This is a genomic window from Candidatus Acidianus copahuensis (assembly GCF_000632495.1).
GTDB classification, from domain to species: domain Archaea; phylum Thermoproteota; class Thermoprotei_A; order Sulfolobales; family Sulfolobaceae; genus Acidianus; species Acidianus copahuensis.
Map to the genome: position 1 here is coordinate 76226 of NZ_JFZT01000019.1, position 23354 is coordinate 99579.

At 34.7% G+C, this 23354-nt stretch carries 27 protein-coding genes; 10 read left to right on the forward strand and 17 right to left on the reverse strand.

Annotated features, from left to right (window positions below):
- Window positions 1-3: 3 nt before the first annotated feature.
- Entirely contained in the window at window positions 4-690 is a 687-nt protein-coding gene (locus tag CM19_RS03020; RefSeq protein ID WP_048098968.1) for a polyprenol monophosphomannose synthase, read from the forward strand.
- On the opposite strand, the gene CM19_RS03025 is transcribed toward CM19_RS03020, so the two are convergent.
- Window positions 668-982 carry a Sul12a family chromatin-organizing protein gene (locus CM19_RS03025; RefSeq protein WP_048098969.1) on the reverse strand — a complete coding sequence of 105 codons (315 nt, stop codon included), beginning with the start codon at window positions 980-982 and terminating at the stop codon, window positions 668-670. The genes CM19_RS03020 and CM19_RS03025 overlap by 23 nt on opposite strands.
- Before the next feature lie 63 nt (window positions 983-1045).
- Here CM19_RS03025 and CM19_RS03030 point away from each other — a divergent pair, with 63 nt between their 5' ends.
- Both CM19_RS03030 and CM19_RS03035 read left to right on the forward strand, forming a co-directional pair.
- Window positions 1046-1996 (forward strand): ornithine cyclodeaminase family protein, encoded by a 951-nt coding sequence (locus CM19_RS03030; protein ID WP_048098970.1) that lies wholly within the window; start codon window positions 1046-1048, stop codon window positions 1994-1996.
- Complete coding sequence (locus tag CM19_RS03035; RefSeq protein ID WP_048098971.1) at window positions 1969-3111, forward strand: aminotransferase-like domain-containing protein; 1143 nt, start codon at window positions 1969-1971, stop codon at window positions 3109-3111. The genes CM19_RS03030 and CM19_RS03035 overlap by 28 nt, the downstream gene beginning before the upstream one ends.
- Here the strand turns inward: CM19_RS03035 and CM19_RS03040 are convergent.
- Complete coding sequence (locus CM19_RS03040; RefSeq protein ID WP_048098972.1) at window positions 3101-4153, reverse strand: M24 family metallopeptidase; 1053 nt, start codon at window positions 4151-4153, stop codon at window positions 3101-3103. The two genes, CM19_RS03035 and CM19_RS03040, sit on opposite strands and share 11 nt — an antisense overlap.
- A gap of 29 nt (window positions 4154-4182) precedes the next feature.
- On the opposite strand from CM19_RS03040, the gene CM19_RS03045 reads away from it, so the two are divergent.
- Window positions 4183-5142: a histone deacetylase family protein gene (locus CM19_RS03045; protein ID WP_048098973.1), complete on the forward strand. Its 960-nt coding sequence runs from the start codon at window positions 4183-4185 to the stop codon at window positions 5140-5142.
- Here CM19_RS03045 and CM19_RS03050 read toward each other — a convergent pair.
- The 12 genes from CM19_RS03050 to CM19_RS03100 form a co-directional block, all read right to left on the reverse strand.
- Window positions 5139-5966 carry a zinc ribbon domain-containing protein gene (locus CM19_RS03050; protein WP_048098974.1) on the reverse strand — a complete coding sequence of 276 codons (828 nt, stop codon included), beginning with the start codon at window positions 5964-5966 and terminating at the stop codon, window positions 5139-5141. The genes CM19_RS03045 and CM19_RS03050 overlap by 4 nt on opposite strands.
- Before the next feature lie 115 nt (window positions 5967-6081).
- Window positions 6082-6801: a class II glutamine amidotransferase gene (locus CM19_RS03055; protein ID WP_048098975.1), complete on the reverse strand. Its 720-nt coding sequence runs from the start codon at window positions 6799-6801 to the stop codon at window positions 6082-6084.
- Entirely contained in the window at window positions 6794-7483 is a 690-nt protein-coding gene (locus tag CM19_RS03060) for an MBL fold metallo-hydrolase (protein WP_048098976.1), read from the reverse strand. Before CM19_RS03060 ends, CM19_RS03055 begins: the two co-directional genes overlap by 8 nt.
- Window positions 7480-7605, reverse strand: coding sequence for a hypothetical protein (locus tag CM19_RS13400; protein WP_256368535.1), 126 nt, complete (start codon window positions 7603-7605; stop codon window positions 7480-7482). Before CM19_RS13400 ends, CM19_RS03060 begins: the two co-directional genes overlap by 4 nt.
- On the reverse strand, window positions 7583-8452 hold the full coding sequence (locus CM19_RS03065; RefSeq protein WP_048098977.1) for a ribokinase: 870 nt from the start codon (window positions 8450-8452) through the stop codon (window positions 7583-7585). Before CM19_RS03065 ends, CM19_RS13400 begins: the two co-directional genes overlap by 23 nt.
- On the reverse strand, window positions 8449-9657 hold the full coding sequence (gene thiD, locus CM19_RS03070; RefSeq protein WP_048099003.1) for a bifunctional hydroxymethylpyrimidine kinase/phosphomethylpyrimidine kinase: 1209 nt from the start codon (window positions 9655-9657) through the stop codon (window positions 8449-8451). The genes CM19_RS03065 and thiD overlap by 4 nt, the downstream gene beginning before the upstream one ends.
- Before the next feature lie 38 nt (window positions 9658-9695).
- Window positions 9696-10505 carry a M48 family metalloprotease gene (locus tag CM19_RS03075; RefSeq protein WP_048098978.1) on the reverse strand — a complete coding sequence of 270 codons (810 nt, stop codon included), beginning with the start codon at window positions 10503-10505 and terminating at the stop codon, window positions 9696-9698.
- A gap of 15 nt (window positions 10506-10520) precedes the next feature.
- Window positions 10521-11066 carry an adenosylcobinamide amidohydrolase gene (locus CM19_RS03080; RefSeq protein WP_216604250.1) on the reverse strand — a complete coding sequence of 182 codons (546 nt, stop codon included), beginning with the start codon at window positions 11064-11066 and terminating at the stop codon, window positions 10521-10523.
- Window positions 11063-11671, reverse strand: a complete 609-nt coding sequence (locus CM19_RS03085; RefSeq protein WP_338028267.1) for a DUF929 domain-containing protein — start codon at window positions 11669-11671, stop codon at window positions 11063-11065. Before CM19_RS03085 ends, CM19_RS03080 begins: the two co-directional genes overlap by 4 nt.
- Before the next feature lie 85 nt (window positions 11672-11756).
- Window positions 11757-12809 carry a Zn-dependent exopeptidase M28 gene (locus CM19_RS03090; protein WP_235185604.1) on the reverse strand — a complete coding sequence of 351 codons (1053 nt, stop codon included), beginning with the start codon at window positions 12807-12809 and terminating at the stop codon, window positions 11757-11759.
- Between the two features lie 4 nt (window positions 12810-12813).
- Entirely contained in the window at window positions 12814-13719 is a 906-nt protein-coding gene (locus tag CM19_RS03095; protein ID WP_048098981.1) for an NAD(P)-dependent oxidoreductase, read from the reverse strand.
- Window positions 13720-14404: 685 nt separating this feature from the next.
- On the reverse strand, window positions 14405-15607 hold the full coding sequence (locus CM19_RS03100) for an NRAMP family divalent metal transporter (RefSeq protein WP_048098982.1): 1203 nt from the start codon (window positions 15605-15607) through the stop codon (window positions 14405-14407).
- Between the two features lie 277 nt (window positions 15608-15884).
- Here CM19_RS03100 and CM19_RS03105 point away from each other — a divergent pair, with 277 nt between their 5' ends.
- The 3 genes from CM19_RS03105 to CM19_RS03115 all read left to right on the forward strand — a co-directional run bounded on the left by CM19_RS03105 (window position 15885) and on the right by CM19_RS03115 (window position 18073).
- Complete coding sequence (locus tag CM19_RS03105) at window positions 15885-16724, forward strand: hypothetical protein (RefSeq protein WP_048098983.1); 840 nt, start codon at window positions 15885-15887, stop codon at window positions 16722-16724.
- 81 nt (window positions 16725-16805) lie between these two features.
- Complete coding sequence (locus CM19_RS03110; RefSeq protein ID WP_048098984.1) at window positions 16806-17756, forward strand: zinc-binding dehydrogenase; 951 nt, start codon at window positions 16806-16808, stop codon at window positions 17754-17756.
- A 77-nt stretch (window positions 17757-17833) separates the two neighbouring features.
- Window positions 17834-18073: a hypothetical protein gene (locus CM19_RS03115; protein WP_048098985.1), complete on the forward strand. Its 240-nt coding sequence runs from the start codon at window positions 17834-17836 to the stop codon at window positions 18071-18073.
- Here the strand turns inward: CM19_RS03115 and CM19_RS03120 are convergent.
- On the reverse strand, window positions 18070-18627 hold the full coding sequence (locus tag CM19_RS03120; protein WP_052349428.1) for a carbonic anhydrase: 558 nt from the start codon (window positions 18625-18627) through the stop codon (window positions 18070-18072). The two genes, CM19_RS03115 and CM19_RS03120, sit on opposite strands and share 4 nt — an antisense overlap.
- A gap of 113 nt (window positions 18628-18740) precedes the next feature.
- On the opposite strand from CM19_RS03120, the gene CM19_RS03125 reads away from it, so the two are divergent.
- Complete coding sequence (locus CM19_RS03125) at window positions 18741-19316, forward strand: XdhC family protein (RefSeq protein WP_048098987.1); 576 nt, start codon at window positions 18741-18743, stop codon at window positions 19314-19316.
- On the opposite strand, the gene CM19_RS03130 is transcribed toward CM19_RS03125, so the two are convergent.
- Window positions 19317-20084, reverse strand: coding sequence for an ABC transporter permease (locus CM19_RS03130; protein ID WP_048098988.1), 768 nt, complete (start codon window positions 20082-20084; stop codon window positions 19317-19319). It abuts the gene before it with no gap.
- Between the two features lie 5 nt (window positions 20085-20089).
- Window positions 20090-21049 carry an ATP-binding cassette domain-containing protein gene (locus tag CM19_RS03135; protein ID WP_048098989.1) on the reverse strand — a complete coding sequence of 320 codons (960 nt, stop codon included), beginning with the start codon at window positions 21047-21049 and terminating at the stop codon, window positions 20090-20092.
- Between the two features lie 323 nt (window positions 21050-21372).
- On the opposite strand from CM19_RS03135, the gene CM19_RS03140 reads away from it, so the two are divergent.
- Both CM19_RS03140 and CM19_RS03145 read left to right on the forward strand, forming a co-directional pair.
- Window positions 21373-21804, forward strand: coding sequence for an NUDIX hydrolase (locus CM19_RS03140; RefSeq protein ID WP_048098990.1), 432 nt, complete (start codon window positions 21373-21375; stop codon window positions 21802-21804).
- A 558-nt stretch (window positions 21805-22362) separates the two neighbouring features.
- On the forward strand, window positions 22363-23283 hold the full coding sequence (locus CM19_RS03145) for a transposase (RefSeq protein WP_052349429.1): 921 nt from the start codon (window positions 22363-22365) through the stop codon (window positions 23281-23283).
- Window positions 23284-23354: the final 71 nt, after the last annotated feature.

Genomic DNA, 23354 nt, shown 5'->3' on the forward strand with positions numbered 1-23354 from the left:
TAAATGATTTACATAGTTATCCCGACCTATAAGGAAAAGGAAAATATAACTAGGTTAGTGAAAGTTATAAATTCTACAATTGATGCTACTGTCCTAATTGTTGATGATAATAGTCAAGATGGCACATTAGAGGCTCTAAATTCTTTAGGATTTTCTAACTTGGTTGTAGTTGAAAGAAAAACTGAAAGGGGTTTAGGATCGGCAATAAGGTCTGGGATAAAAACTGCCCTTGATAAAGGAGCTGAATATGTAATTACAATGGATGCAGATTTCAGTCATGATCCATTATATCTACCATATTTCTTAGATAAAGGAAAAGAAGGTTATGATTTAGTTATCGGATCAAGGTATATCAAGGGAGGAAAGATAGAGAACTGGCCATTAAAAAGGAGAATTATTAGTAAAGGGGCTAATTTTTTGGTTAAATTCTTTCTTAAATCTCCACTTCACGATAATACCTCTAACTATAGACTTTATTCTAAGAGAGCTTTAGAGGAAGTTATAAAATGCGATAATGCTAATGGCTTTGAATTTCAGATATGTGCAATTTATTCGATAATTAAAGCAAAACTTAAAATTGGAGAGATCCCCATAGTTTTTAGAGATAGAGAAAATGGAAATAGTAAACTTACTACAAAAGAGATGTATACATGGTTTAAGTACTTACTCAAGCTTTACTCTTCCTCTTAAGTTTCAAAACCTCTTCCTTTAAGTCGTCTATTTCTTTCTTGAGAGCATTAATCTCGCTCTCATGGATTTGTACAATCTTCTCTAATTTTTCAATAGCGTTTTCTCCCTCAGCTTTTAGTTTAATTACTTCCCTTTCATCTACAGTTATAAATCCTAGTCTTTCAAGTTCTTTCACATATCCTTTTGCCGTTTTTGGAGATACCTTTAGTTCAAGGGCTAAGTCCTTCACATTTATTTCCCCTTTATTTTTAACCATGTTTAGAATGTCTTGAAGTCTTGGCGTTAGCTCCATGGATATAAGATCGTGAAAAAGAGTGTTTTTAAGGAAATAGCCTCTAGATTATAAGGAACAACTTTGGCTCTATTGTTAAAGGAAAAGGATGTAGCATCTATCCTTAATTTTAAGGATTCTTATAGGGCTTTAAGGGAAGCGTTTGAGAAACTTGGGGGTAAAAATGCAGTAAACTCTAAGAGAGTTAGAACTTCTTTCCTTGGCACAACTCTCACATATCAAGCAGGAGGGATTGACAATTACGTTGGTTTTAAGACATATATTAAAGGTAATTTTATCTCTATGCTATTTTCGTCAGAAGGTGAACTTCTAGCTATTGTTGAGTCTGATAGGATGGGTCAGATAAGAACGTCTGCCCTCTCTGTATTAGCCTCAGATGTGATCAAGGGTAACTATTCCTCCGTTGGAATAATTGGTCTTGGTAAGCAGGGTTTAGCTCAAGTAGAGTGCTTTTTCTCAATAAAGGGGATTTCTCCAACAGTATTTACTAGATCTCAAGAGAGGTTATCTAAATCTCTTGAATTCCTTAGATCTAGGGGAATTGGAGTCAACACTTCAACTTCGATAAAAGACCTAATCAAGTCATCAGAAGTTGTAGTTTCAATAACTTCAGCAAAGGATCCCTTTATAAAACTGGATTACATAAATAAACCCCTTCACTTGAACCTTATGGGCTCTAATATACCTGAAAGAGTTGAGGCATATCCTGAGGTAATTAAAGCCTCGGAGACTATAGCCGTTGAAGATGTAGAACAGGCCCTTGAAGAGGCTGGAGATCTAGTATTAGCCAATAAGATGAATATGTTAGACGTAAGTAAAGTAATCGGTTTTTCTTCAATTTTAGTTGGAAAAGTTAAGATAAATAAAGAAGGGATTACCATTTTTAAGTCTACAGGAATAGGTTTAGAGGATGTTGCAGTTCTCAAGGTAATATATGAGAAAGCAGTAAAGATGGGATTAGGAAAAGAAGTAGAGGTCGTCGGTAAATGGTTTCCAGAATTGGGGAACAAATAGAAATTTCTCCAGTAGAGTTAGCCTCACAAAAGGCAAAAAAGACCAGAATAAACTTGGCGAGTGGATCTCCAGATCCTTCTACGATTCCCGTTAAGGAGATTGAAGAAACATATAATGAAGTTCTAGAAGATCTTGGGGCTAAGGCACTATCGTATCCAGGCGCTGGAGGACAGGAAGAACTTATAGAAGAAATTGAAAAATATTTAAGTCCTTTAGGCATATTAGACAAGAACGACAGGATAGTTGTAACTAGTGGAGCCCAGCATGCAATGGAGCTTTTAGGAAAATATTTCCTTGAAGGCGATACAATAGCAGTAGAGAATCCAACGTTTATCGAAACTTTTAACGCCCTAAAGTTAAGATCTTCTGTTGTACTTCCGATTGACTTAGATGAAAATGGTATAAAAGTAGATGAGCTTAAGGAGTTGATTAAGGTTGTTAAGATATCTCTTCTCTATATAATACCTAATTGTCACAATCCTGCAGGGGTTAACTTAAGTGAAACGAGAAGGAAGGAATTGGTTGAGTTAGCCTCAGAAAATGACTTTTACATTATAGAAGATGATCCTTATAGACCAATAGCATGCAATTTGCCTAAACCAATAAAATATTTCGATAAAGATGGTAGAGTAATTTATGTTGGTAGTTTCAGCAAAGTCTTAGCTCCAGGATTGAGAATAGGTTTTTCAGTTCTTAGAGGAGAAATTGCAGAAAAAATATCTCTTATAGAGCAACTTGATTTCTCGACATCAACTATTAACCAATACGTAGTATCGCGTCTATTAAAAAAGGGCTTAATTCAATCTAGAACGGAAGAGCTAGCAAAACATTATTCTAGGAAAATGAAAGTATTAAGAGATTCCTTATTAGATAAAGGATTTCAGAACTTCAACAATCCTAGCTGTGGATTTTTCTTGCTTTTAAATTTAGGAGTAGATAGTTGGAAGGCATTCAATGAAGCAATAAATGCTGGACTTAGTTTTGTTCCAGCCAAACCTTTTTTCTTAAGGGGAGGAGAAACTATGGCAAGACTAAGCGTTGCCATTTCAAATGAAGATCAAATAAAGGAAGGTGTAGATATACTTTCATCTATAAAGAAAAAAATTATACAATAAAGATATTTTTTTCAAGGGAGTTCAGAGGTTTCCCCCTCTTTTCCATAAATACCATGTCTTCAATCCTTATGCCAAACTTTCCAGGTACGTAAATTCCAGGTTCGACCGTAAATATCATTCCATTAGTGACTCTCTCTAAATTATCCTGGGAAATATATGGGTCTTCATGTACATCAATTCCTATTCCATGTCCAGTCCTATGAATGAAAAATTTTCCATATCCGGCCATCGTTATTTTCTCTCTTGCTAGAGAGTCTATTTTCATTGCTGTCATATTTTCCTCGCCGTTCTCGGCGGATATTTGAGCCTCCTTCACTATTTCATAAACTTTTTTCACATCTTCTGAGACGTTTCCTATAGATACTACTCTAGTTGTATCTGTTGAGTAATTCTTGTATTTTACTCCGAAGTCCACTATTATTGGTTCGTTTCTATTTATTTTTCTATCAGTACATCTCAAATGAGGCATAGAAGTATTTGGCCCAGAGGTAAGAATGGTCTTGAAGGAATATCCATCTGCCCCATTTTCAATGAATTTTTCTTCTAGAATATTTGCTAATTTGCACTCTGGAATACCTTCAGTAACATAGTCGAGAAATTGAAGAAAACTTTTCTCAGCTATCTTGATCCCTTCTTTCATAGTAGATATTTCTTGTTCATCCTTTATTGCCCTTAGCTTTCTTAACATCTTTGAGGCTTCAATTATCTTGCTAGGCTTAAAGTTGTTAATTATTTGAATTAAGAAAACTGACCATAATTGATCGTCAACTCCTATTGACGAGCCAGTCTTTAGCGTAAGTTTAGAATATGGATTTTCCCCATCCTCATACGATATTGTAGCTATCTTTGTTTTCTCTAGCTGTTCCTCATATAATTTAGGAGCAAGGAAGAATTCATCATCCTTACTTATTATGAGGAAGAGAGGTCTTTCCATTTGTTCTTCGAAAAATCCAGTTAGGTAGAAGGTATTACTTCCTGGAGAAAGAATAACGTAATCCAATGCTTCTTTTTCCATGAGATCCCTTAGTTTTTTTACTCTCATGTTCTATTTCTTGAATTAGGATCTAAAGAATGTTTATAGTACTTTCTAAGAAGCATGAACTTCATTATCCTCCCTCTTTGCATCATGAAAATCCAGATAGAATAAGAATATCGTTGGACGCAATCAAGGATCTTGGAAAATTAGTTGAACCTGACCCAGCCCAAAATGTCCTAGTTCATTCACCAGAGTACGTGGAGAGAGTTAAGAGGACTAACGGCTGGTTAGATGCTGATACCTATGTTAACACAAACACATATATTGCGGCACTTTACGCTTTAGGGGGCGCAGAGCTAGCAGTTAGGTTAGGTGGAATAGCACTGGTTCGTCCTCCTGGACATCATTCTGGTACTAATGGTAAGGCCTTAGGAGCTCCTACCCAAGGATTTTGTATTTTTAATAATGTTGCATATGCAATAAAGAAACTAGGGCTCAAGAACGTTGCAGTAATAGACTTTGATGTTCATTATGGGAATGGCACGCAGGAAATATTTTATAGAGACCCTGAAGTTCTTCATATAGATATTCATCAAGATCCTGGAACATTATATCCTGGTACAGGTTTTCCTGAGATGATTGGAGAAGGAGAAGGAAGAGGAACCAAAGTGAACTTAATTGTTCCTCCTCTATCTAGGGACGACATTTACTTGGAACTTATCCCGATAGTTGAGTCTATACTAGACGACTATAAGCCTTCTACCTTGATTTTCTCCGCAGGTTTTGATGCATATGTTGAAGACGGTTTATCTTCAGTAATGGCAACAGAAAAAACTTTTTACTCGTTTGGAAGACTAAATTACCCTAGTAAAAGCGCAGTCCTTGAAGGAGGATATTCTGAAGGGTTAAGGAGAGGATTAAGGGCATTTGCTGAAGGGTTTTCTAACTTGGAAAAAGATTATCCCATAACTTACTCAACTGATTCAGTAAAAACTCGTTTCCTTCAATATCTAGGAAAGGAAAGGAAAATTCTAAGGGATTATTGGAAGGTTTAGCAGGTGAAGTAACACTTTAAGGCTAAGTTATATGCTGCATTAAAGTCCCTATCAGCCTTATATCCACAAGATGGGCATACAAATATCGAACCCATAACTTCTCCACTTCGATAACCGCATCTTGAGCATATCTTAGTAGTGTTTCTGGGATCAAGTCTTCTTACCTTAAATCCGTGACTAAATAACTCTTTCTCTAGTATCTGTTCAATTGCCCTAAGCCCTTTCCCTACCTTAGCGTTGTATATTCTTAGATCCTCTATAGCTATAACCTTTGGTTTGATGGCCTCTAGAAAGGAGAGTGCCTCAGAGATTGGTTGTCTAACTTGAGATTTTATATCATTTAAGTAAACTAATCCCTGTGAGTCTCCAAGATACTTGGTGAAAGTATCTACCATTTTTCTATCACCAATATATTTCGTCTTGTATACTTTACCTTCTTCAACTATTGCAACAATAGTAAAAAGATGCCTTATTCCTAAATCTATTCCAACAATAGGACTCTGCTCCTTATAGGCTAAATATACCTTTACTCCACTTTCAAAACTGATTATCGCATACTCAGGTATGCCTTCTTTAGGTTTTTCAACTATCGCGTTTATCTTAGATACCTTTACTTTTCCATTTATTTCTGAGATCTTTAGTGGACCTATTCTCAAATTATTAGGCGCTATACCGAATTCCTTTAACCTATTAGGTACAGGGGGATCTTGTCCTCCAGTTTTCCTTATTGCATTTCTATAATTAATATAGTAAAGAATGTCGCTATGAATCTGTTTTAACATACCATAATCTACTATTTTTACTTCTACAAGTTGTTCTGACATATTATAATCTTCGATTGAACTTATTTAAGAATTTAAGCAAATGAGCTATTATGTCTTGGAAAAATATAAAGATAGTATTTAATAACTATTATAGTAAAATAAAATTGTAAAACAATTATATTTCGATAGGACTTCCAACTTTTATCTTCTCAACATCACTTCTTTTTAGATAGTACAAAAGAGTAGATGAAAAAACGTAATCTCCAAGTCTATACATCACATAATATTCTGTGTTCTCCTTAATTTTATCTTGGTTGAAATAATTTACTACGTAAAGAGTAGGTCCTTTAGATTCAGAAAAGGAAATTAGACCAGAGTTTAGACTTGATGAATACTGTCCTATTTCTTTAATGACTTCATTTAGTGAATCAAAAGGTAATAATCCAGATTCAATCTTTTGCCCTATCTTTTCTAAGATAAGATAACTATCAGTATATGGTTTCTTACCATTTTCACCAAACACTTTTCGATTAACTGAACCATTGTGCGCAAAATATAGATCAAAAACGCTAGATCTCAAGTGATATGGATGATTGTGATTTAGTCCTACAAGAAACTTTTTGCTTGTCTTTCTAGCATGAATAATTCCAATCATTTCATCACCTTTTATTGAGGTAAGTATTGTTTGCCCAACTTTGTCCTCAAATGCAGGTTCAGGGGATCTATAGTATACTTTTTTCCACGAATTTCCCTTTAAGAAAACAACAAAACCCCATCCATCATCATGTCTTCCATAAATTTTAGATAACGGATCCATTTCAGCAGAGGAGAAGAAAGCCTTTACTATGTCTTGGTTTAGTTTATCCTTAGTATGAAACGCTAAAATCCTACACATCTATTATCATCCCATCATATGCCATAATAGCTCTGCCAGATAATGCTTCTTTTATTTCGTTTTCTATCTGAGCAGGAATATGCGTGGCAATAATTCTTTTACCAGATTTCAAATCCTTAACGCTAGTATGTCCATAATTCTCACATCCTTGAATACAAGTTACTTCATGTATTATCAAATCAGCATCTTTAGTCTCTCTATCTATCTCATCACAAGGCTCTTTCGTATCTCCTGAATAAAGTATTTTAGTTCTTCCATCTGTTATAACGTAACTTACTGCATATATTTTATGGCAAGCCTTTACTGAATACACTTCTATGTCTCCGATCTTGGCTTTTGGTAATTCCTCTTCACGGATGTCTGCAGAAATGTCATTTCCAATTTTCTTGTAGACGTTAAGTAAATCTAATAAACCTGGAGGGGAAAATATCTTAACATCTCTCATACCCCTTATCTTTCTTTGAACAAGATAATCAAAGATACCGTTGATATGATCAATATGAAGATGAGTAACGAAAATTCCTTCTATTTCTGGAAATCCAATATCTTCAAGTTTAGAGTTTGAGCCATTACCCATATCTAAAATTATTTTTGCTTCCTTGCTTGATAACATTATTGAGGACTTAGATCTTTTACTTCCTAAAGTTGAACCAGAACCCGTACCTAAGAACGTTATCCTCATATATCATCCCTCTGATCTATATCGACTGGAATTCCGCAATAGCCATTAACTTCTTCTTCTCTCCTTCTTCTTGAATTATTCTTCTTCTCGTTTCTTATTTTACTCTTCTCTCTCTTTGACAAACTTTTCCACCTCCTCCCTTCTAGGTCCTACCGCTCCAAACTTTGTTACAGAAATAGCCGCAACAATGTTTGCAAAATTCACAGCATACTCTAAGTTCTCTCCTTTTTCAAGCATATAAGCCAATGCAGCGTTAAACACATCTCCTGCTCCTGTAGTATCAATTGCCTTTACTCGAGGTGCTGGGATTATAACCCTCTTTTCTTTTGTAGCTATTAGAGATCCTCTCTCTCCTAATGTAATGATTACAGCTTTTTTTACTCTTTTTAAAAGAATATTAATACCGTAATCTATATCATCTGCGTTAGTCAACTGTTTAAATTCAACTTCATTTGGAGTAATTATATCAACAAGGTTTAGTATACTTTGATCTTCAATGACTGCCGGAGCAGGATTAAGTATTTTCAAACCTGGAAAATTTCTTAACGCTTTTCTAACTACGTTTTCCCTTATTTCCATTTGAGTTAACATAACGTCTCCGTCAAGCTCACTAATGTCCTCTTCTTGAAGGTCGAAGTTAGCTCCGCGATGAACTATTATTCTACTATTTCCTTCTTTATCGACGAGAATGTAGGCTGATCCGGTTATATTATTCTTTACCTTGATCTTGTCTATTCCTACTTTCTCAATTTTCCAGAACTCTATAGCATGTTTTCCTCTTTCATCCTTACCTACTGCAGCAATTAGATCTACTTGTGAACCCAATCTGCTTGCGGAGACTGCCTGATTTGATCCCTTTCCTCCATGGCCAATAATTACATCTCTGACGAAGACAGTTTCTCCCTCATCTGGAAAGTTATCTACTTTAAGTACTATATCAGTATTGTAACTCCCAACTACTACTATCATTTTAGTATCATCTCAATTTTACTCAATAGTTCTTCTGTTGAATTTGCAACTAAAACTAATTTACCGTCAATAGAAACCATATCTGAGTTAAAACCGCTCTCGGAAATTTTTACTTTTCCATTCTCTATAGATTTTATAACAGTTTGTGTTGGTGAAATCTTTATTCCAACTCTTTTTGAGGAGATCTCTAGTGCCTTAACCACTGTATTTTTCTTTGGGTTTATAAGAATAGGTCCATCAAGCTTTGTCCACTCTAAATACCTGATTATACCTCCAGCTAACGTCGCATAATCATTATAGGGAGTAATTATAGCAACGTTAGCTTTTTCATCATCATCTATTAGTTTTGGTAAGTAATCCTTTTCCTTTTCCAGAATATATAGAAGTTCCTCTAATTCTTCTCTTGCCTCCTCCATTGCTATCTTTCTTTCAGGGTTGGAAAAGGGGTCAACAGGTCCGTGCCCTTTTCCTAGGTCAAGAGAAAAAGCGATTGAGTTCTCTACAAACTCCTTAGCCATTTTTATTGAGTTTAATAAGGGAAAACCCTTAGCTAAATAGGCAGTAATCGCAGCTGAGAATACATCTCCACTTCCATGAACGTTTTTAGTTTCAACTTTATTCCCTCTGACTTCAATTGTATTTCCATCTATAACTGCAACGTCGAGTCCATTAAAGTAACTCCCTCCCTTTACTATTACGTTACCGTATTTTTCATAGATCTTTCTTGCCGACCTCATTAAATCATCTGGACTCTCTATTTTAAACCCAGATATTATTTCAGCTTCAAATTTATTTGGAGTTGAGATTAAACTTTCTTTGAGTAGGCCTTCTAGAGAAGGCATTATGTCCTCTGAGATTAATGAAGATCCTGATTTAGCAACCATCACTGGATCTAGGACTAACTTAATTCCGTATTGAATAACCTTCTCCTTGACAATGTCAATTATTTTCCTGGAGGCTAACATACCTGTCTTCGCATATAATGGGGAAAAATCTTTCATAATTGTGTCAAACTGGGCTGCTATAAAATCCGGAGGAACTTCTAGAACGTTTGTTACTTCAAATGTGTTTTGAGCTGTTAAGCTAGTTATAACTGTGGTTCCAAAAACGCCTAATGATGTAAAGGTTTTTAGATCAGCTTGTAGTCCTGCTCCTCCTCCAGAATCACTACCTGCAATAGTAATTACAACTGGTCTAGATCTCACAATAAGGAGTCTACAATTTAATATAAAACTTCTAACTTTCACTCATATTCGCTAAGATATCTTAGTCTATCGCTTAAGTACGGATGCGTTCTAAAGAGACTAATCCCTCTATTTTCCATCGACATTATATCGTACTTTGCGAAAAGCACTTGAAGTTCTGGCAAATTCTTGATAAGATTCGAAGGCATAAGATTACTTAAGTAAGCAATCTTGATTAACGCTGTTTGTAAAGGTACAGCAAATTCTCTATTATTCTTTACTGCTGTTATATCAGCTCTCTTTTCAACGTGTCTATGTATAGCATAGAAAAGAGGAAATAAAATGAAAAGATAAACAAAAAATATTATGCCTCCTAAAGCATTAAAAGCGGTATAAACAAGAGTAACGTAAATCGCATCTATTCCCATTAGGGCTAGAATTAATGTCTCAGGATCCTTATTTTTTAGATGTGAAAGTTCATGGGCTATTACAGCTTTGATTTCTTCTTGATTCAGCATTGTAGTTAACGGGTAAGTGACTGCCATTCCTCTAAAGAAAATATTTCCAAAGGCCACAGCATTTGGAAAATTTACATACGAGACGTAAACTCTAGGCGTTTTAATTCGTAACTTTTCTGCAACTTCTTTAACTAGAGACTGGATCTCAGCATTCTCTCTTCTCATCTTTAATAGCATCATCATTATGAAAGGGGAAATAAGATACCATAGACCAAATACTATGATTATTTGTAAAGCATTAAGTAGAATATTATTTGCTGGAATTATTAGTGTTATTATTACTCCTATTACCATTATTGTTATAAATGAGACTACATAATATCTCAGCCAATACCTTGTTACTGAAGTCATGCATAGCTATTAACTTCATACATTATTTGATTTTTGTAGAATCAGTTCTGATAAGGAGTATCTGATTGACCTTGAAACGTCCTTTCCTAATGGCGTACCTGGGCCTGCAAAACTATTTTCCCCAGAGAGGGAACCTACAGCTATTGCATCACTAACTGTTCCAGTAAGCCGAAAACCAGAATCTCTTAGAGCACCAGCTTTAGCTTCAGTAGCTGTTCTAATTAGGTCAATCAATCCGTTTATATTAAGAGGGTAATCTACAAATATGCCAATGTTAATTGTACACCCAGCGTCCTCTCCACTTTCCCCAATTCCAGCGCTAATAAAGAGCTTTCCCCACTTACATCTAAAGTACCCGTATCGCTCTGCAGCAGTCATAAAGATCACAGTGTCTTTTCCGCAATTACACATACTTACTGCATCCTTCCAAGGATCTTTACTACAGTAGCTCTTATCTACAAAAAGAGTTGCAACTCGTCTAACTGTCGATATTCCTTCAGGATAAAGGGCGGACGTCAAGGTTAGATATTCTTTCCCTAATTCAAATATTACCCTCCTCAAGACAATAACGCCTCTATTGTTTTTGATCCTCTTTCTATTTGAGGGATACTATTGATATGAGACATTACGAATTGAGGGGAAAGCCCTGAAATGACGGAAGGATTATAAATATACCCTATTAAAATGTAAGTTCCTTGCTTTCCAGTTATCAATATAGTGGTGGGAATGTGGGGAGGATTACCTAAATACGCTGCAGGTTGGAAAAATCCACCAGAAGCCCACTTCTCGGTCACATATTCCTTAATTATTGAATAGGTCCAAGGGAACTCTTCCTTTATCTTATTAAGACCATATGTAACGTAATTGCTTACTTTAGTCCCATTAGCTGTAGAATTTAAGAACTCGTTGTACAAGTAAACAAATTTAAACTCAATTGAGGAATTTGGTGAAAAACCAGTAAATATTAGAGCTGGAGTATTTGGATATGCATCTAATGGATCCGAATGTCCGTAGGTGAAATTTAATTTTCCAAAGCTCGATAAAGCTAAGTATATAGACCAACTATCAGCAGCTCCAAATGGACATCCATACCAGCTTATTAAAATCACGCATGTTCCTCCATTAGGATTGAGATTTTGAGAACTTACTTTTATGATAGAATTCATAGGAATTTCGAACAAGGGTGAAGTGCCCAAAATTAGGATTATAGCTAACACTAAAGTTATCACTATTGGTATTATTTTTCTAAAATTAATCCCTTTTCACCTCTGAAGTTAACCCCATAGGAACTATGGACCCTTTTCTTTCTTTACCCGTAATACGTTTGAAATCTTCATCTAAATTTTCTCTTGACATGTTATCAAGTGTCTCTATTAATTTTTCTAATCGATTTTTTATAACGCAAAAAAATTCATAATCTTCTCGAATTTCTACATCACGGTTAGAGTGATACACGGGGATCATATCGTCATTATATAGTACCATTGCAGGATATCCATCAGTAATGTAACTGAAGTGATCCGAGAACGGTGTTGGCATTTCGATCCTCTTTATGGGGAAAAGACTCGAAAATTTCCATAGTTCAGGGGTTGCAGAAAAGACTACTCTGTCTGGATAAAGAGAATCAAGAGATATCATTATAAAAGTTCCATCTTTCGGTTGTTGAATAGATCCAGTACAACATTTAGGCCCTTCTTCGGAGGAAAAGAACAATAATTTCAAACCGTGTTTCTTAACCTTAGGTTTTAGGGAAGTAAGTATATCAACTGCAAAAAGATTATCATGAAATCCAGTTAGCCAATGGTCAACGTGAGCACCAACCGTAATGTAGTCGTCTCCTGGTAAAAGTTCCACTTCAAGATTGTAAGAATTTGAATCGATCAGTTTTCCATCACTTCTGATTTCAACTTCACCTTTAGGTTCTCTATCTAAAAAAACGGAGGGTACTTTGCCATCTACCCCTATCCTTCTAAGCTTTCCATCTTCGTAAAAAATTATTGCGTCCTTGTCCTTATACATAGAATAAATTTTCGCAATGTCAAAGGGATGAGAAGGCATTTTTATTGCAACAATATTTTTACCTATTTTTCCCTTTACATCTCCAGAAGTATAGGGCATGAGAGATGAATTTACTGTCTTACCATTCACTGTTACTTCAGTATATTTTATCTTCCAAAACTTAGTCCTAATAGGAATTTCCTTAGCTGAAGGATATATTTCCTTTATTTTTTCCAAGATCTTTTTCTCAATTTCTCCACCATGTATTGCCTCCCCCATTAAAAAAAGGTCTTTCGCTAACTTCACTCGATCACCCTAAATAATCGTTGATATTTACCTCGTTATCAGCCTTTCCTAGCTTAAGATAGGAGGAAAGATTTTCACAGGCTTTATTTATTGCATTATAAAGAATTTCCTGACTGGCATACCCTCCTCCCACATGAAGTGTTCCAGCAAAATTATCAAGAGACCAGAGATTTACATCAAAGTCTTCCTTATCATTCCGCCAGAAGACATCTGTTCCAAATCTAAGATCGGGCCTCTCTTTTAGTATTTTCTCTATATCGTTCTTGTTCACTGTCTCTCCCCTACCTACATTAACAATTATTACCTTTTGTTTAGTCTTAGTAAGTCTTTCATAATTTAAGAAGTCTTTTGTGAATTTATTTAATGGAAGAGTATCTACAATTACATCCGCATCCCCTATATATTTATCAACCTCATTCAAAGGTATTTTTACGTCATAATTACCCTTAAATGACCTTGATGCTCCAATTACTCTCATACTAAATCCATTTTTAGCTATCTTGGCTACTTCAGAACCTATTCCTCCCGCTCCCAAGATTAGTATCGTTTTTCCAGTTATCGGATAGCTTTCTCTTCTTTTTCTTATATTTGTTCCCTTAGCTAAGGTCAATATGAGTGCCCAAGCATGCTCAGCCACTGAAACGGAGTACGCTCCAGCATTAGAGAAAACCTTAATTTCTTTCTCTTTAATTTTCTGAAATGGAAGATCATCAACACCTGCTGAAAAAGTCTGAATTATCTTTAGCCTTTCCATATTATCAATTAACTGAGATACTTCTTTAGGCCAAGCTAAAAGTACTTCAGCTCTTCTTAGATCTTCTTGTGTAAACTCTTTCTCTATTACGTTAAAATTGGAGAGAAGCTTCTTTCCTTCCTCAGGGAGGACTAACGTCGAAATTATTGTCGTCATAAAGGATATTTGTTTTTAACGTGTAATAAAACTCTTTGACCCTTCTGTCTTTCTGTCATCATTAGAATTTCAAAAGGTTATAAGGATTCCATAAAGGTAAGCGAAACAGTTTCATATTCTAGGATAACAAAAGGATAGGTTATTGTATATCATTTTCATGATGAACTCCACACCCTTATGATGTAAAATGAATTTTCCTAATAGCCAATTTCCCCTTAATGGTTTTCATAATCTTTCATTTATACTGTTTATTCTTATTATAAGAATTTAAGAAAAGATTTATATAAAACTCTAGTACATTAAAAAATTCCTTTTTACTCTCTAGATATCATAGACATTAGGACAGCTAACATATAGAACTTTTTTCTTTCTTCTTCTTGCTTTTCCTTTAGTTCACGTTCGTCTAACTCTCTTTCCATTTTCAATTCCTTTTTTACTTCTCATCATAATAATGTACTTAAAGCTTTCTTCTAATGTTTAAAAACAGATCCATATATATCATACATGTTAAGTTTTACTTATACATGCACTAGAGGACCTTTGAAATAAGTAAACTACTGAGAGTTTAAAGGAACAGAGACCTTTCAATGTAAATAATTGTTTTTGCTATAAATTTTTTAACTAATATTTGCAACTATATTTATGAAAACAACTATATTCATTTTATCTCATTGACAATTCTAGTTTAAAATACTGCTAGAACAGCTATCGCTACAAGGACTATAGCTGATGTCCAATAAACTATTTCTTGTAAGCCATGAGAATACATATCTCCCATAATTCTCCTATTTCTAGATATGAAACCAAGGATCAATATCGGGCCGATTAAAGTAAAAACAAATAATACTAATAGATCTAGTACGATACCTATTAGTGACGAAGTCGAAAGAAGCAAAGTTGCAATTACTGCAGGTAAGCTTTCAATTACGTATATTTTCCAAAATCCCCTTTGTTTTATTCCTAACGCTTCAGCTACTCCCCATCCGCTACCTAAAGATATTACCATAAGAGCGAGAAAACCTGCCCCGATCAAACCTAAACCAAACACTAGAGAAGAGTAGGTTCCTGCAACAGGTTCAAGGACTTGTGATAGAGCCTGAGCGGAAGCAAACGTGCTTGGGTCAACATTATTAATTCCAGCAAAGGCCATTTCAACGATGGCCATGAGAGCTTCTGTCACTATTGCTCCAATTAATGTCTCTAACCTCATGTGTCTTAACGCAGTTTCCTTACAATTAACTTTTAACTCTCCCATTTTTATCGCAGTCGCAGATGCCTGAAAAAATAACATGAATGGCATAACAACTGCGCCTATTACCGCGGCTAGAAGAAAGATATAATTCGGAGATGAACTAATGTAGAAAGGTGAGTAAGGCTTTATACCTCTCATCACCAAAGTAGCCATTAACCCAAGGATTAAGATAAATGATACGGCCAACATGATCTTTTCGGCAGCAATATATTTTCTTTTTGTAACTATTAATATATGAATAAGGTAAATTATAGGTATACTAACCAATAGAGGAATTCCTATTACTTCTAAGCCAACACCTATGCCTATGTATTCTATTGCATAGGTAACTGCATCAGTTAGCGCCATAGGTAGGGCCATAAAGGATGCGGTCTTTTCACTATAATTTTCTCTTATGATTTCTCCTAAACCTTTTCCTGTAGCCACTCCTATTCTTCCGGATACTTCTTGAACTACGTAAAGAGGAATTATTAGGACTAACATTACCCAAACAAAGCCATATTTAAATAATGCTCCAGTTTGAGCGGCTCCAATAACACTGGATGTGTCCATATCTGCCATCATAACTAACCACGCAGGTCCAAAGAATGCTAAAAATGTTAATTTACGACTCGTCGTATTCCTTTTACGCTCCATCGTAAAGAAATTAATACCATGATTTATAAAGTTATCACCTATCTATTTAGCCTGAGAATCAAAAGCAAAGTTTCCCTTGACTTAGGAATAAAGTAAGCACCTTAAGCCCATATTTTCTCTACAAATATTATTTTTATAATATTATAAAGATTTTCCGAAAAAAATACAATAATATCAATCTGAAGAGAAGGTATAACATGAAAAATGTCTTTTAAGGTAAAAATATTAAGCTAATTCTTGACAAAGCATATAAACTCAAAGTGATAACAAAAGAAATATGAAACTTGGTATATTGTTGTTTGCAATCTTAGCTTTAGGAATAGCTATAACGCCAACATTAGCTCTGAACTCAAATGGGACACAATATATAGCATATAGTATTTCATATAATAGTGTTTCAAATTCAACTTTTTACTCATCGAATACTCAAATGGATGTTCATGTAAACATTTCTTCAACTTCAGTTGGAGACAAATATAATAACACAATAACTATAACAGGAAAATACTTCACAAATAGTACAATGATGGCCATGGCATATACGCTAAACAAAACAATTAACTTTACTGTTCATTACCTATCTAATGAATCACTAATAACCAAAATGGAGAAAATGAACCTTACGCAAATTCTTAATTTTACGATGCAAAAGATGAATTCTTTTAGCGCATATGGAATTTCTTATCAATATAACTTAACTTATAAACCTAATGGAACAGAGACAGTAATGTTTAACGGAAAGTCCTATACGGTGAATTCATTTAAGCTATATGAACAAAATCAATTAACCACCAACTTTGGCCACTCGAAGAATCATGGTTTAGCCTTAAAATCCTATGGCATAGTTCAAGGTAATGCCTTAGTGTTTACGAATGGTATTCTTTACTCGGCTAACATTAATTCTAACTCTAATTCCACTGGATTCTTTGGAAAAGTAATGTCAGAGTCCTCCTTAAATATCAAACTTTTATCTACTAATCTCCCATTGCCTAATTCGAATGCATTAGATTCTATAATGAATACAATGACATCAAATAAGCTAATATTATCTGAAATAGTTGCTTCAATAGCAGGAATAATAGGTTTTGTATTCTTGGTAATTAGACATATTATTTGAGATAATTGACTTATAATTTACAGCATATTTTTTAGATTTTTAAGATAAGATTTTTCTAATCTACGTACATTTATACTTTGAATGAAAGCTTTAGTTCTAGAAAAACCAGGTCTAGAAAATCTAAAGTTAAAGGACTTAGACGTTCCTAATGGTGAAGGAGTACTCGTAAAGATAGTCATAGCAGGATTAACTATGTTAGATTATATGTCGGTTTCAAAAGGAGAAAATACACCAGTGATACCAGGAGTAGAGTTTGCAGGAATTATAGAGGAAGGTGAAATGAAAGGAAAAAAGGCGTCCATTTATACGAGAACTTTTGACGGAACTTGTAAGATGTGTAAAAGAGGAATGGAGATGTTTTGCTTATCTGGTAAACGAATGGGAATCGATGTAAACGGAGGTTTTGAGGAATACATTAGAGTTCCTAGAGAAAACCTAGTTGTATCTGATTTACCTTGGGAAACACTGGCTAGTATGTCAATTTCGGCCTTGGCTCCATATCATGCCCTTAAGACTGCAGATATAAAAAGAGGGGATACAGTTGTAGTTTTAGGCGCATCGGGAAACACTGGAATATTCTCTCTACAAATAGCCGAGAGATTAGGAGCTCGAGTAATAGGCATTACTAATGGTCCGCTAAGGATATCAAGATATACCTTTACTTATGATGAGGCAGAAGAAAGAGTAAAAGAGATAACTGACGGAGAGAAAGCAGACGTTGTAATTAATCAACTTGGTGCATCGAAATTTCCTTTAGCCTTAAAATTAGTGAGAAAGGGAGGTAAGATAGTAGTGTTTGGTACAATGCAAGGAAAAGACACAAACTTGGATTTAAGTTGGCTTTACCTTAATCATGTTAGTATAATAGGAACCGTTAGAGGAACTCTCAAGGAGATGATGGAATTGGCTGAAATTTGTAAAGATTGTAATCCGTATGTTTGGAAAGAACTTGCTCTGGAAGATGGTTCGTATGCACTTTCTCTGTTATTTTCAAAGCAAAGAAAAGGAAGGGTATTCCTAAAAATTGGGTAGAGTAGGAGAATTAACAAGAGAATTTCCACACTGTTAATATTGGACAAAGCTTATAATATAAAATAGTAATTTAACATGTGTCAGTCTTTCTATATTTAAATAGGGTTTCAGGATTTGCTGTACTTTTTTTAGTTTCAGTTCTTACTAAAATTCTTTCTCTTCCTTGGTTTTACCAGTTTTTATACCTTCTTTTTACAGTACCTGATTACTCATTTACAGGCTTTATCTCAAATATAGGAATGATAATACTTCTTTCCTTTACTATTATTATAGCAGGAATATATAAGTTAGCTCTAATCATAGCGAATAAAAATTAAAGTTCGTCTTTTATTATTTTAAGGCCTAGTAAATTTGCTATCTGTATGTCTGGTATTACGCTCTCTTTACTGTTCGATTGAATAATGTAAGTACCGTTAATTTCCTCTTCATATTTTGTATTATATCTTAGCAATTGAACTTCTGGCTTTCTTTCTGGCCATTTTAAGGAATTTACATCAATAAATTCTATGGTAATTTTAGATTTCGGAAATATTTCACTTAATATTTTAGCTTGAATTTTAACATTTTCTTTTTCTAATTCATTTGTAGTGCTGAACTTTATTGAATTAAATTGGTCTATTAGCGATTTCATAATTTCATCCTCAACTTTGATCCCTTCTTTAATAACCCGATAAACTAACTTCATAGCAGCACAGTCGTTATGAGGCATGAAGATCACTTCTTCAGCGTCTATCTGCGATAACGCTTTTCTTAATCCGTTTACGTTAGCTCCGGCATTCCTAAAGACGTACGCATCTTCTTTCTCTGAGCGTTCTCTTATAGTCTGGGTTAATCTATAATCCATACATGAAATTACGAGTTTTTTCCCCATACATAACCAATAAACTCTGGGTTTAAATTTTTTAAGTAAAACATTATTTTTTGATCAAAAGAAAAATATAAAATGTTAGATAATATTTTAAGCATGAATCTCGTAAACTACATATGAAAGTTGTTGTTTTCTCATCAAGTAAAGAGGCAAACATGGAAGAACCGGTTGTTTGTGATAGGGATTCTGTTAAAGTTGATGCGTCAAAGTGTACCGGTTCGTCAATAAGTCCAGCCCCTTTTATAGTCAAATACTTAAAGGATTTAGGATTTAGAGTTACGGTAGTAGATCCTTTTGCAGAACCTTCTTCTTACGATGCTGATGAAGTAATTAGGGGTACATCATTTCAAGTTCCAGATGAAGTGGTTAAAGATTCATATGTTGTAGTTGCTACCAGGCATGTATATGATACATGGGCAATTATGAAGGCTATATTTGGAGGAGCAAAAGAAATCGCAGTAGTGATGAGCATTAAAAGGGCTAAAGTGATAATGAAAAGGCTAATGCAATCCGGTATAGAAAAGGAAAAGCTAAAGAAGTTAAGAATACCTGCAGGATTAGATATAAACGCAAAAGGGGAAAAGGAAATGGCAATTAGTATTATCTCTGAAATATTGATGTTAGAAAGAGGGGGAACTGGTCTTCCTTTAAGGGACATAAAGGGCTTTGAAAAATCCTTAGATGAGATTTAATTACTCAGCAGTCATATATTTCCTAGAAAGTAACGCACCAATAATAACCATTATGAGTGCGAACAATGCTAATATACCTAGGTAAGACCAGTTAGGATCAGTAGATAGTAATACTTCTCTTCCTAGTTCGGCTGAATAAGTTATAGGATTAACATTACTTATATCTTGTAGCCACTCTGGGAAGAAGGCTTTTGGAAATAATGCAGTACTAGAGAACATTAGTGGAAGATTTATTAGATTAGCTATTACACCAGGAGCTTGCCAATCTGAAGTCCATAAAGTAAATACTGAATACAATGAGGAAAAGCCTATACCAAGAAAAGCTAATGCCAATACTAAGACAACTATCGATACCAAATTAAGGTTAAGGGATACTCCTAAGGCTATCGCTACTGCAAGCATTATGGGAACTTGAATTAACCCTCTAGTGACACCACCTAACACCTTGGAAAGGAAAACATAATATTTTGGTACAGGAGTTATGAATATTCTTTTCATATAACCAAACCTCTTGTCTTGTATTATACTCATGGAACTAAACATACCGACAAAAAGCATAGAGACGGAAAGTTCTCCAGGTAATATGAAAGCTATGTAGTTATTAGTATGGAAAAACTCCTGTAAGAATTCTGATGGCACATGCGAAAAACTACTTCCAAAGAATATTATCCACATTACTGGTTGAGAGACTAACATTATCCACATGTAAATACTACGATAGATTCTTTTTATTTCTCTCATATAAAGTGCACTTAATCCTTCCAGCATATTTATTACCTCCTAGCTCTCCTCATCATCATGTTGAACTTTCTCAAGTCAAACTCTCCTTCTTCTTCCAAACTACCGCCCGTTAAGTTTAGAAATACTGTATCTAAACTAGACTTCTTAATTCTTAAGCTCTTAATATTGTTTGAACCTATAGTATTAATAACTCCTAATAGAACCTCTTCGGCATTTCCAGTTTTTACGGAGATCTTCCCATCCTTTCTAATAACCTGACCAAACTTGTTTAGTTCAACGTTTAATCCATCCTTGAGTTCTATCTCTATCACGTCACCTCCGTATTTCTCCTTTAGTTCTTCAGGTGAACCCAAAGCGACAATTTTTCCCTTGTTTATTATTCCTATTTTCTTGCATAGCATATCAGCTTCTTCCATATAATGCGTTGTGAGAAGAATTGTTGCAGAGTAATCCTTGTTTATTTGCCTTATCAGGTTCCATAGAGAAGCTCTAGTGTTGACATCCAAACCAATCGTAGGTTCATCCATGAAAACGATCTCTGGCGAGTTAAGGAGAGCCATAGTAATCTCAAGTTTTTTCCTCATTCCAGTTGAGAACTTGCCTGCCTTTCTGTTCTTGAATTCTTTTATTCCAAAGTATTCAAGTATTGCATCTGCTCTTTCCTTCCAATCTTTTACCTTAAGTAGTTTAGCTTGAATCTCTATATTCTCCCAAGCAGTTAAATCGTCATCAACTATAACCTCAGAAGATATCCATCCAATCCTTTTTTTTACTTCGTTCGGTCTTTCCTTGATACTTATTCCTCCAATCAAAGCATCTCCCTCGGTTATCGAAGTTAATCCAGTTAACATCTTAATCGTAGTTGTTTTCCCGGCTCCATTGGGACCTAGAAGACCAAAGATTTCCCCTTTTTCTATTTGAAAATTAATGTGATCTACAGCGACAAAGTCATTGTATTTTTTGGTAAGGTTTTTAGCGATTACTACGCTCATAAATTAGTCTACCATTTCTAAGATATATCTTTTTTCTAATAAAACTGTAAAGGAAGACTTTATAAACGATATCGAATCGATATTTTAATTATTTTTAGATTTACTAAATTTTTATTTTAATTAAGTTTGCTAAGAGATAGACCTAATCGTAAAATATCTATGAATACTCCTCTTTTATATGTATTGCGAAACAAATCTAAAGAACCTCACTAAATTGATATAGAACAGAATTCTTTAATTTACGTTAACTCAATAAGGCCTATAAATGGTATAAAGAGAAGCGAAGAAATTAGTTTAAATAATAGTAATAGTCAAAATTGTTTATGCGTTATCCTCAAATTCTTTCAGTTCACCTCTTTATATTCAACGGAAATCAGATTTTATTACAAAAGAGGAAAAATACAGGATATAGGGATGGGTGTTATAGTGTTATAGCTGGTCATGTAGAAGCTAAGGAATCCGCGACTAAAGCTATGGTAAGGGAAGCAAAAGAAGAATCTGGAATAGAAATAAAACCTGAATGGCTTAAATTAGTTCACGTAATGCATCGTCTTGAAAACCAAGAGAGAGTAGATTTCTTTTTTAAAGCAATGAAATATAATGGGGAACCTAGAATTTTGGAGGGAAAAGCTGATGATTTAAGGTGGTTTCCAGTTAATCAATTACCTGAAAATACTGTTCCTTACGTGAGGCAAGCTATAGAGAATACACTCAAAGGGGAAATATACAGCGAATATGGTTGGATCTCAATATGAGTTTATAGCTAAGGAGAAACAAAATGTATCAATTTTTAAGATATAGATATTGCGTATATTTACTACTTAGAACCTCTAACAGTTTGCTCTGAATACCCTAGAGATGCGAGAGACAATTAGGGAGTATCTATGCTTTACTAATCTCTCCAGGAAGGTTAAGTGTTCTAAAACTTTAAGAGATCAAGTTGAAGATGAAATGTTAAAGAGAGTATCTTTAACTTTCGTTTAGAGTTGTTATTAGTCCTCCTCAGAAATGAGGATCTATCTTCTTATAACTTTTTCTTAATGTCATCCCAGCCTTAAAGGGCAGGGCTTTCAATTGTAAGTGAGGAATAAGTCCATAGAGGATATCTTGAAATACACTGAACAACCTAATGTCATTTAGGTACAAACGATTTTCTCTCTGCCTTAGCAAAAGATAAGGGTTAACTGTGAGACAGCAATATCTACTGAAAGTTCGAGATAGTTTACAACTGAAAGCCTCGCTCTTTAGAGCGGGGATGTTATCAAAAAAAGTTTATAAAAAGATAGAGAGTAATTCCTAATGAGGACGGTACGGTGGGTAAACCTAAGAAGAGTAGTAAGGGATCAGTCCCTATGCCTACCGTATCAGTCCTAAGACGCACCATAACTGTAGATCTAATTCAAACAAAAGAACAAGAGGAGGAGTTAAAAGAACTAGGAAACTTGTGTTCAAAACTATGGAATCAAGTAAACTACGAGAGAAGAAGACAGTTCTTTAACGGTGAACACGGTGTTGATATCAAGGGTACCTATACAAAGTGGTATAATGAGTATAAGAACATGATAGGTACAATAACAGCACAACAAGTATTAAACAAAAATAATGAGGCATGGAGTTCATTCTTCTCCTTGTTAAGGGCAAAGAAAGAGAAAAAATTACTACCATTCATCAATAAAGTAAATCCACCTGGTTACTGGAAGGATAGGAAGGAGAGGAAGTTGATAATAGTGCTAAGAAAAGACCAATACAAGATAGATAAAGAGAAACAGGAGATTGAACTACACCATTTAGGGAAATTCGAGGACTTGGCAATAAGATACAAGGGAGAAATATACTATAGAGGGGAACAAGGAAGACTAGAAATAATATACAACTCCGTGTTGCGTAAGTGGTATGCCCACATTACCATAAAGGCAAATGAAAGACTTGACAGAAAGAATGATGAATGGGTTAAAGTACCACTAACACCTAAAGGTAATTTAGTAGGTGGGATAGATATAGGGATAAACAATCTCTTTGCTGTTTATGTCTCTGATGGTACACAAGTGTTAATCAAGACTAGGATGTTGAAGTCTATCTCGTACTACTTCATGAAACTGATAAGTATGAAACAGAAGTTATTATCCTTGTATAAACAACCGTTCTCAAATGAAATAAGACGATTATATGTTAAGTGGAAGAGGGAGTTAAACACTATAAGGGATAAACAATCTCTTTGCTGTTTATGTCTCTGATGGTACACAAGTGTTAATCAAGACTAGGATGTTGAAGTCTATCTCGTACTACTTCATGAAACTGATAAGTA

What these genes read in the sequence shown, in the direction of transcription:
- CM19_RS03020 (WP_048098968.1), top strand. Translation starts at nt 4, where the DNA reads ATGATTTACATAGTTATCCCGACCTATAAGGAAAAGGAAAATATAACT.
- CM19_RS03025 (WP_048098969.1), bottom strand. Translation starts at nt 982, where the DNA reads ATGGAGCTAACGCCAAGACTTCAAGACATTCTAAACATGGTTAAAAAT.
- CM19_RS03035 (WP_048098971.1), top strand. Translation starts at nt 1,969, where the DNA reads ATGGTTTCCAGAATTGGGGAACAAATAGAAATTTCTCCAGTAGAGTTA.
- CM19_RS03040 (WP_048098972.1), bottom strand. Translation starts at nt 4,153, where the DNA reads ATGAGAGTAAAAAAACTAAGGGATCTCATGGAAAAAGAAGCATTGGAT.
- CM19_RS03045 (WP_048098973.1), top strand. Translation starts at nt 4,183, where the DNA reads ATGTTTATAGTACTTTCTAAGAAGCATGAACTTCATTATCCTCCCTCT.
- CM19_RS03050 (WP_048098974.1), bottom strand. Translation starts at nt 5,966, where the DNA reads ATGTCAGAACAACTTGTAGAAGTAAAAATAGTAGATTATGGTATGTTA.
- CM19_RS03055 (WP_048098975.1), bottom strand. Translation starts at nt 6,801, where the DNA reads ATGTGTAGGATTTTAGCGTTTCATACTAAGGATAAACTAAACCAAGAC.
- CM19_RS03060 (WP_048098976.1), bottom strand. Translation starts at nt 7,483, where the DNA reads ATGAGGATAACGTTCTTAGGTACGGGTTCTGGTTCAACTTTAGGAAGT.
- CM19_RS03065 (WP_048098977.1), bottom strand. Translation starts at nt 8,452, where the DNA reads ATGATAGTAGTAGTTGGGAGTTACAATACTGATATAGTACTTAAAGTA.
- CM19_RS03075 (WP_048098978.1), bottom strand. Translation starts at nt 10,505, where the DNA reads ATGACTTCAGTAACAAGGTATTGGCTGAGATATTATGTAGTCTCATTT.
- CM19_RS03085 (WP_338028267.1), bottom strand. Translation starts at nt 11,671, where the DNA reads ATGAATTCTATCATAAAAGTAAGTTCTCAAAATCTCAATCCTAATGGA.
- CM19_RS03095 (WP_048098981.1), bottom strand. Translation starts at nt 13,719, where the DNA reads ATGACGACAATAATTTCGACGTTAGTCCTCCCTGAGGAAGGAAAGAAG.
- CM19_RS03100 (WP_048098982.1), bottom strand. Translation starts at nt 15,607, where the DNA reads ATGGAGCGTAAAAGGAATACGACGAGTCGTAAATTAACATTTTTAGCA.
- CM19_RS03105 (WP_048098983.1), top strand. Translation starts at nt 15,885, where the DNA reads ATGAAACTTGGTATATTGTTGTTTGCAATCTTAGCTTTAGGAATAGCT.
- CM19_RS03110 (WP_048098984.1), top strand. Translation starts at nt 16,806, where the DNA reads ATGAAAGCTTTAGTTCTAGAAAAACCAGGTCTAGAAAATCTAAAGTTA.
- CM19_RS03120 (WP_052349428.1), bottom strand. Translation starts at nt 18,627, where the DNA reads ATGGGGAAAAAACTCGTAATTTCATGTATGGATTATAGATTAACCCAG.
- CM19_RS03125 (WP_048098987.1), top strand. Translation starts at nt 18,741, where the DNA reads ATGAAAGTTGTTGTTTTCTCATCAAGTAAAGAGGCAAACATGGAAGAA.
- CM19_RS03130 (WP_048098988.1), bottom strand. Translation starts at nt 20,084, where the DNA reads ATGCTGGAAGGATTAAGTGCACTTTATATGAGAGAAATAAAAAGAATC.
- CM19_RS03135 (WP_048098989.1), bottom strand. Translation starts at nt 21,049, where the DNA reads ATGAGCGTAGTAATCGCTAAAAACCTTACCAAAAAATACAATGACTTT.
- CM19_RS03140 (WP_048098990.1), top strand. Translation starts at nt 21,373, where the DNA reads ATGCGTTATCCTCAAATTCTTTCAGTTCACCTCTTTATATTCAACGGA.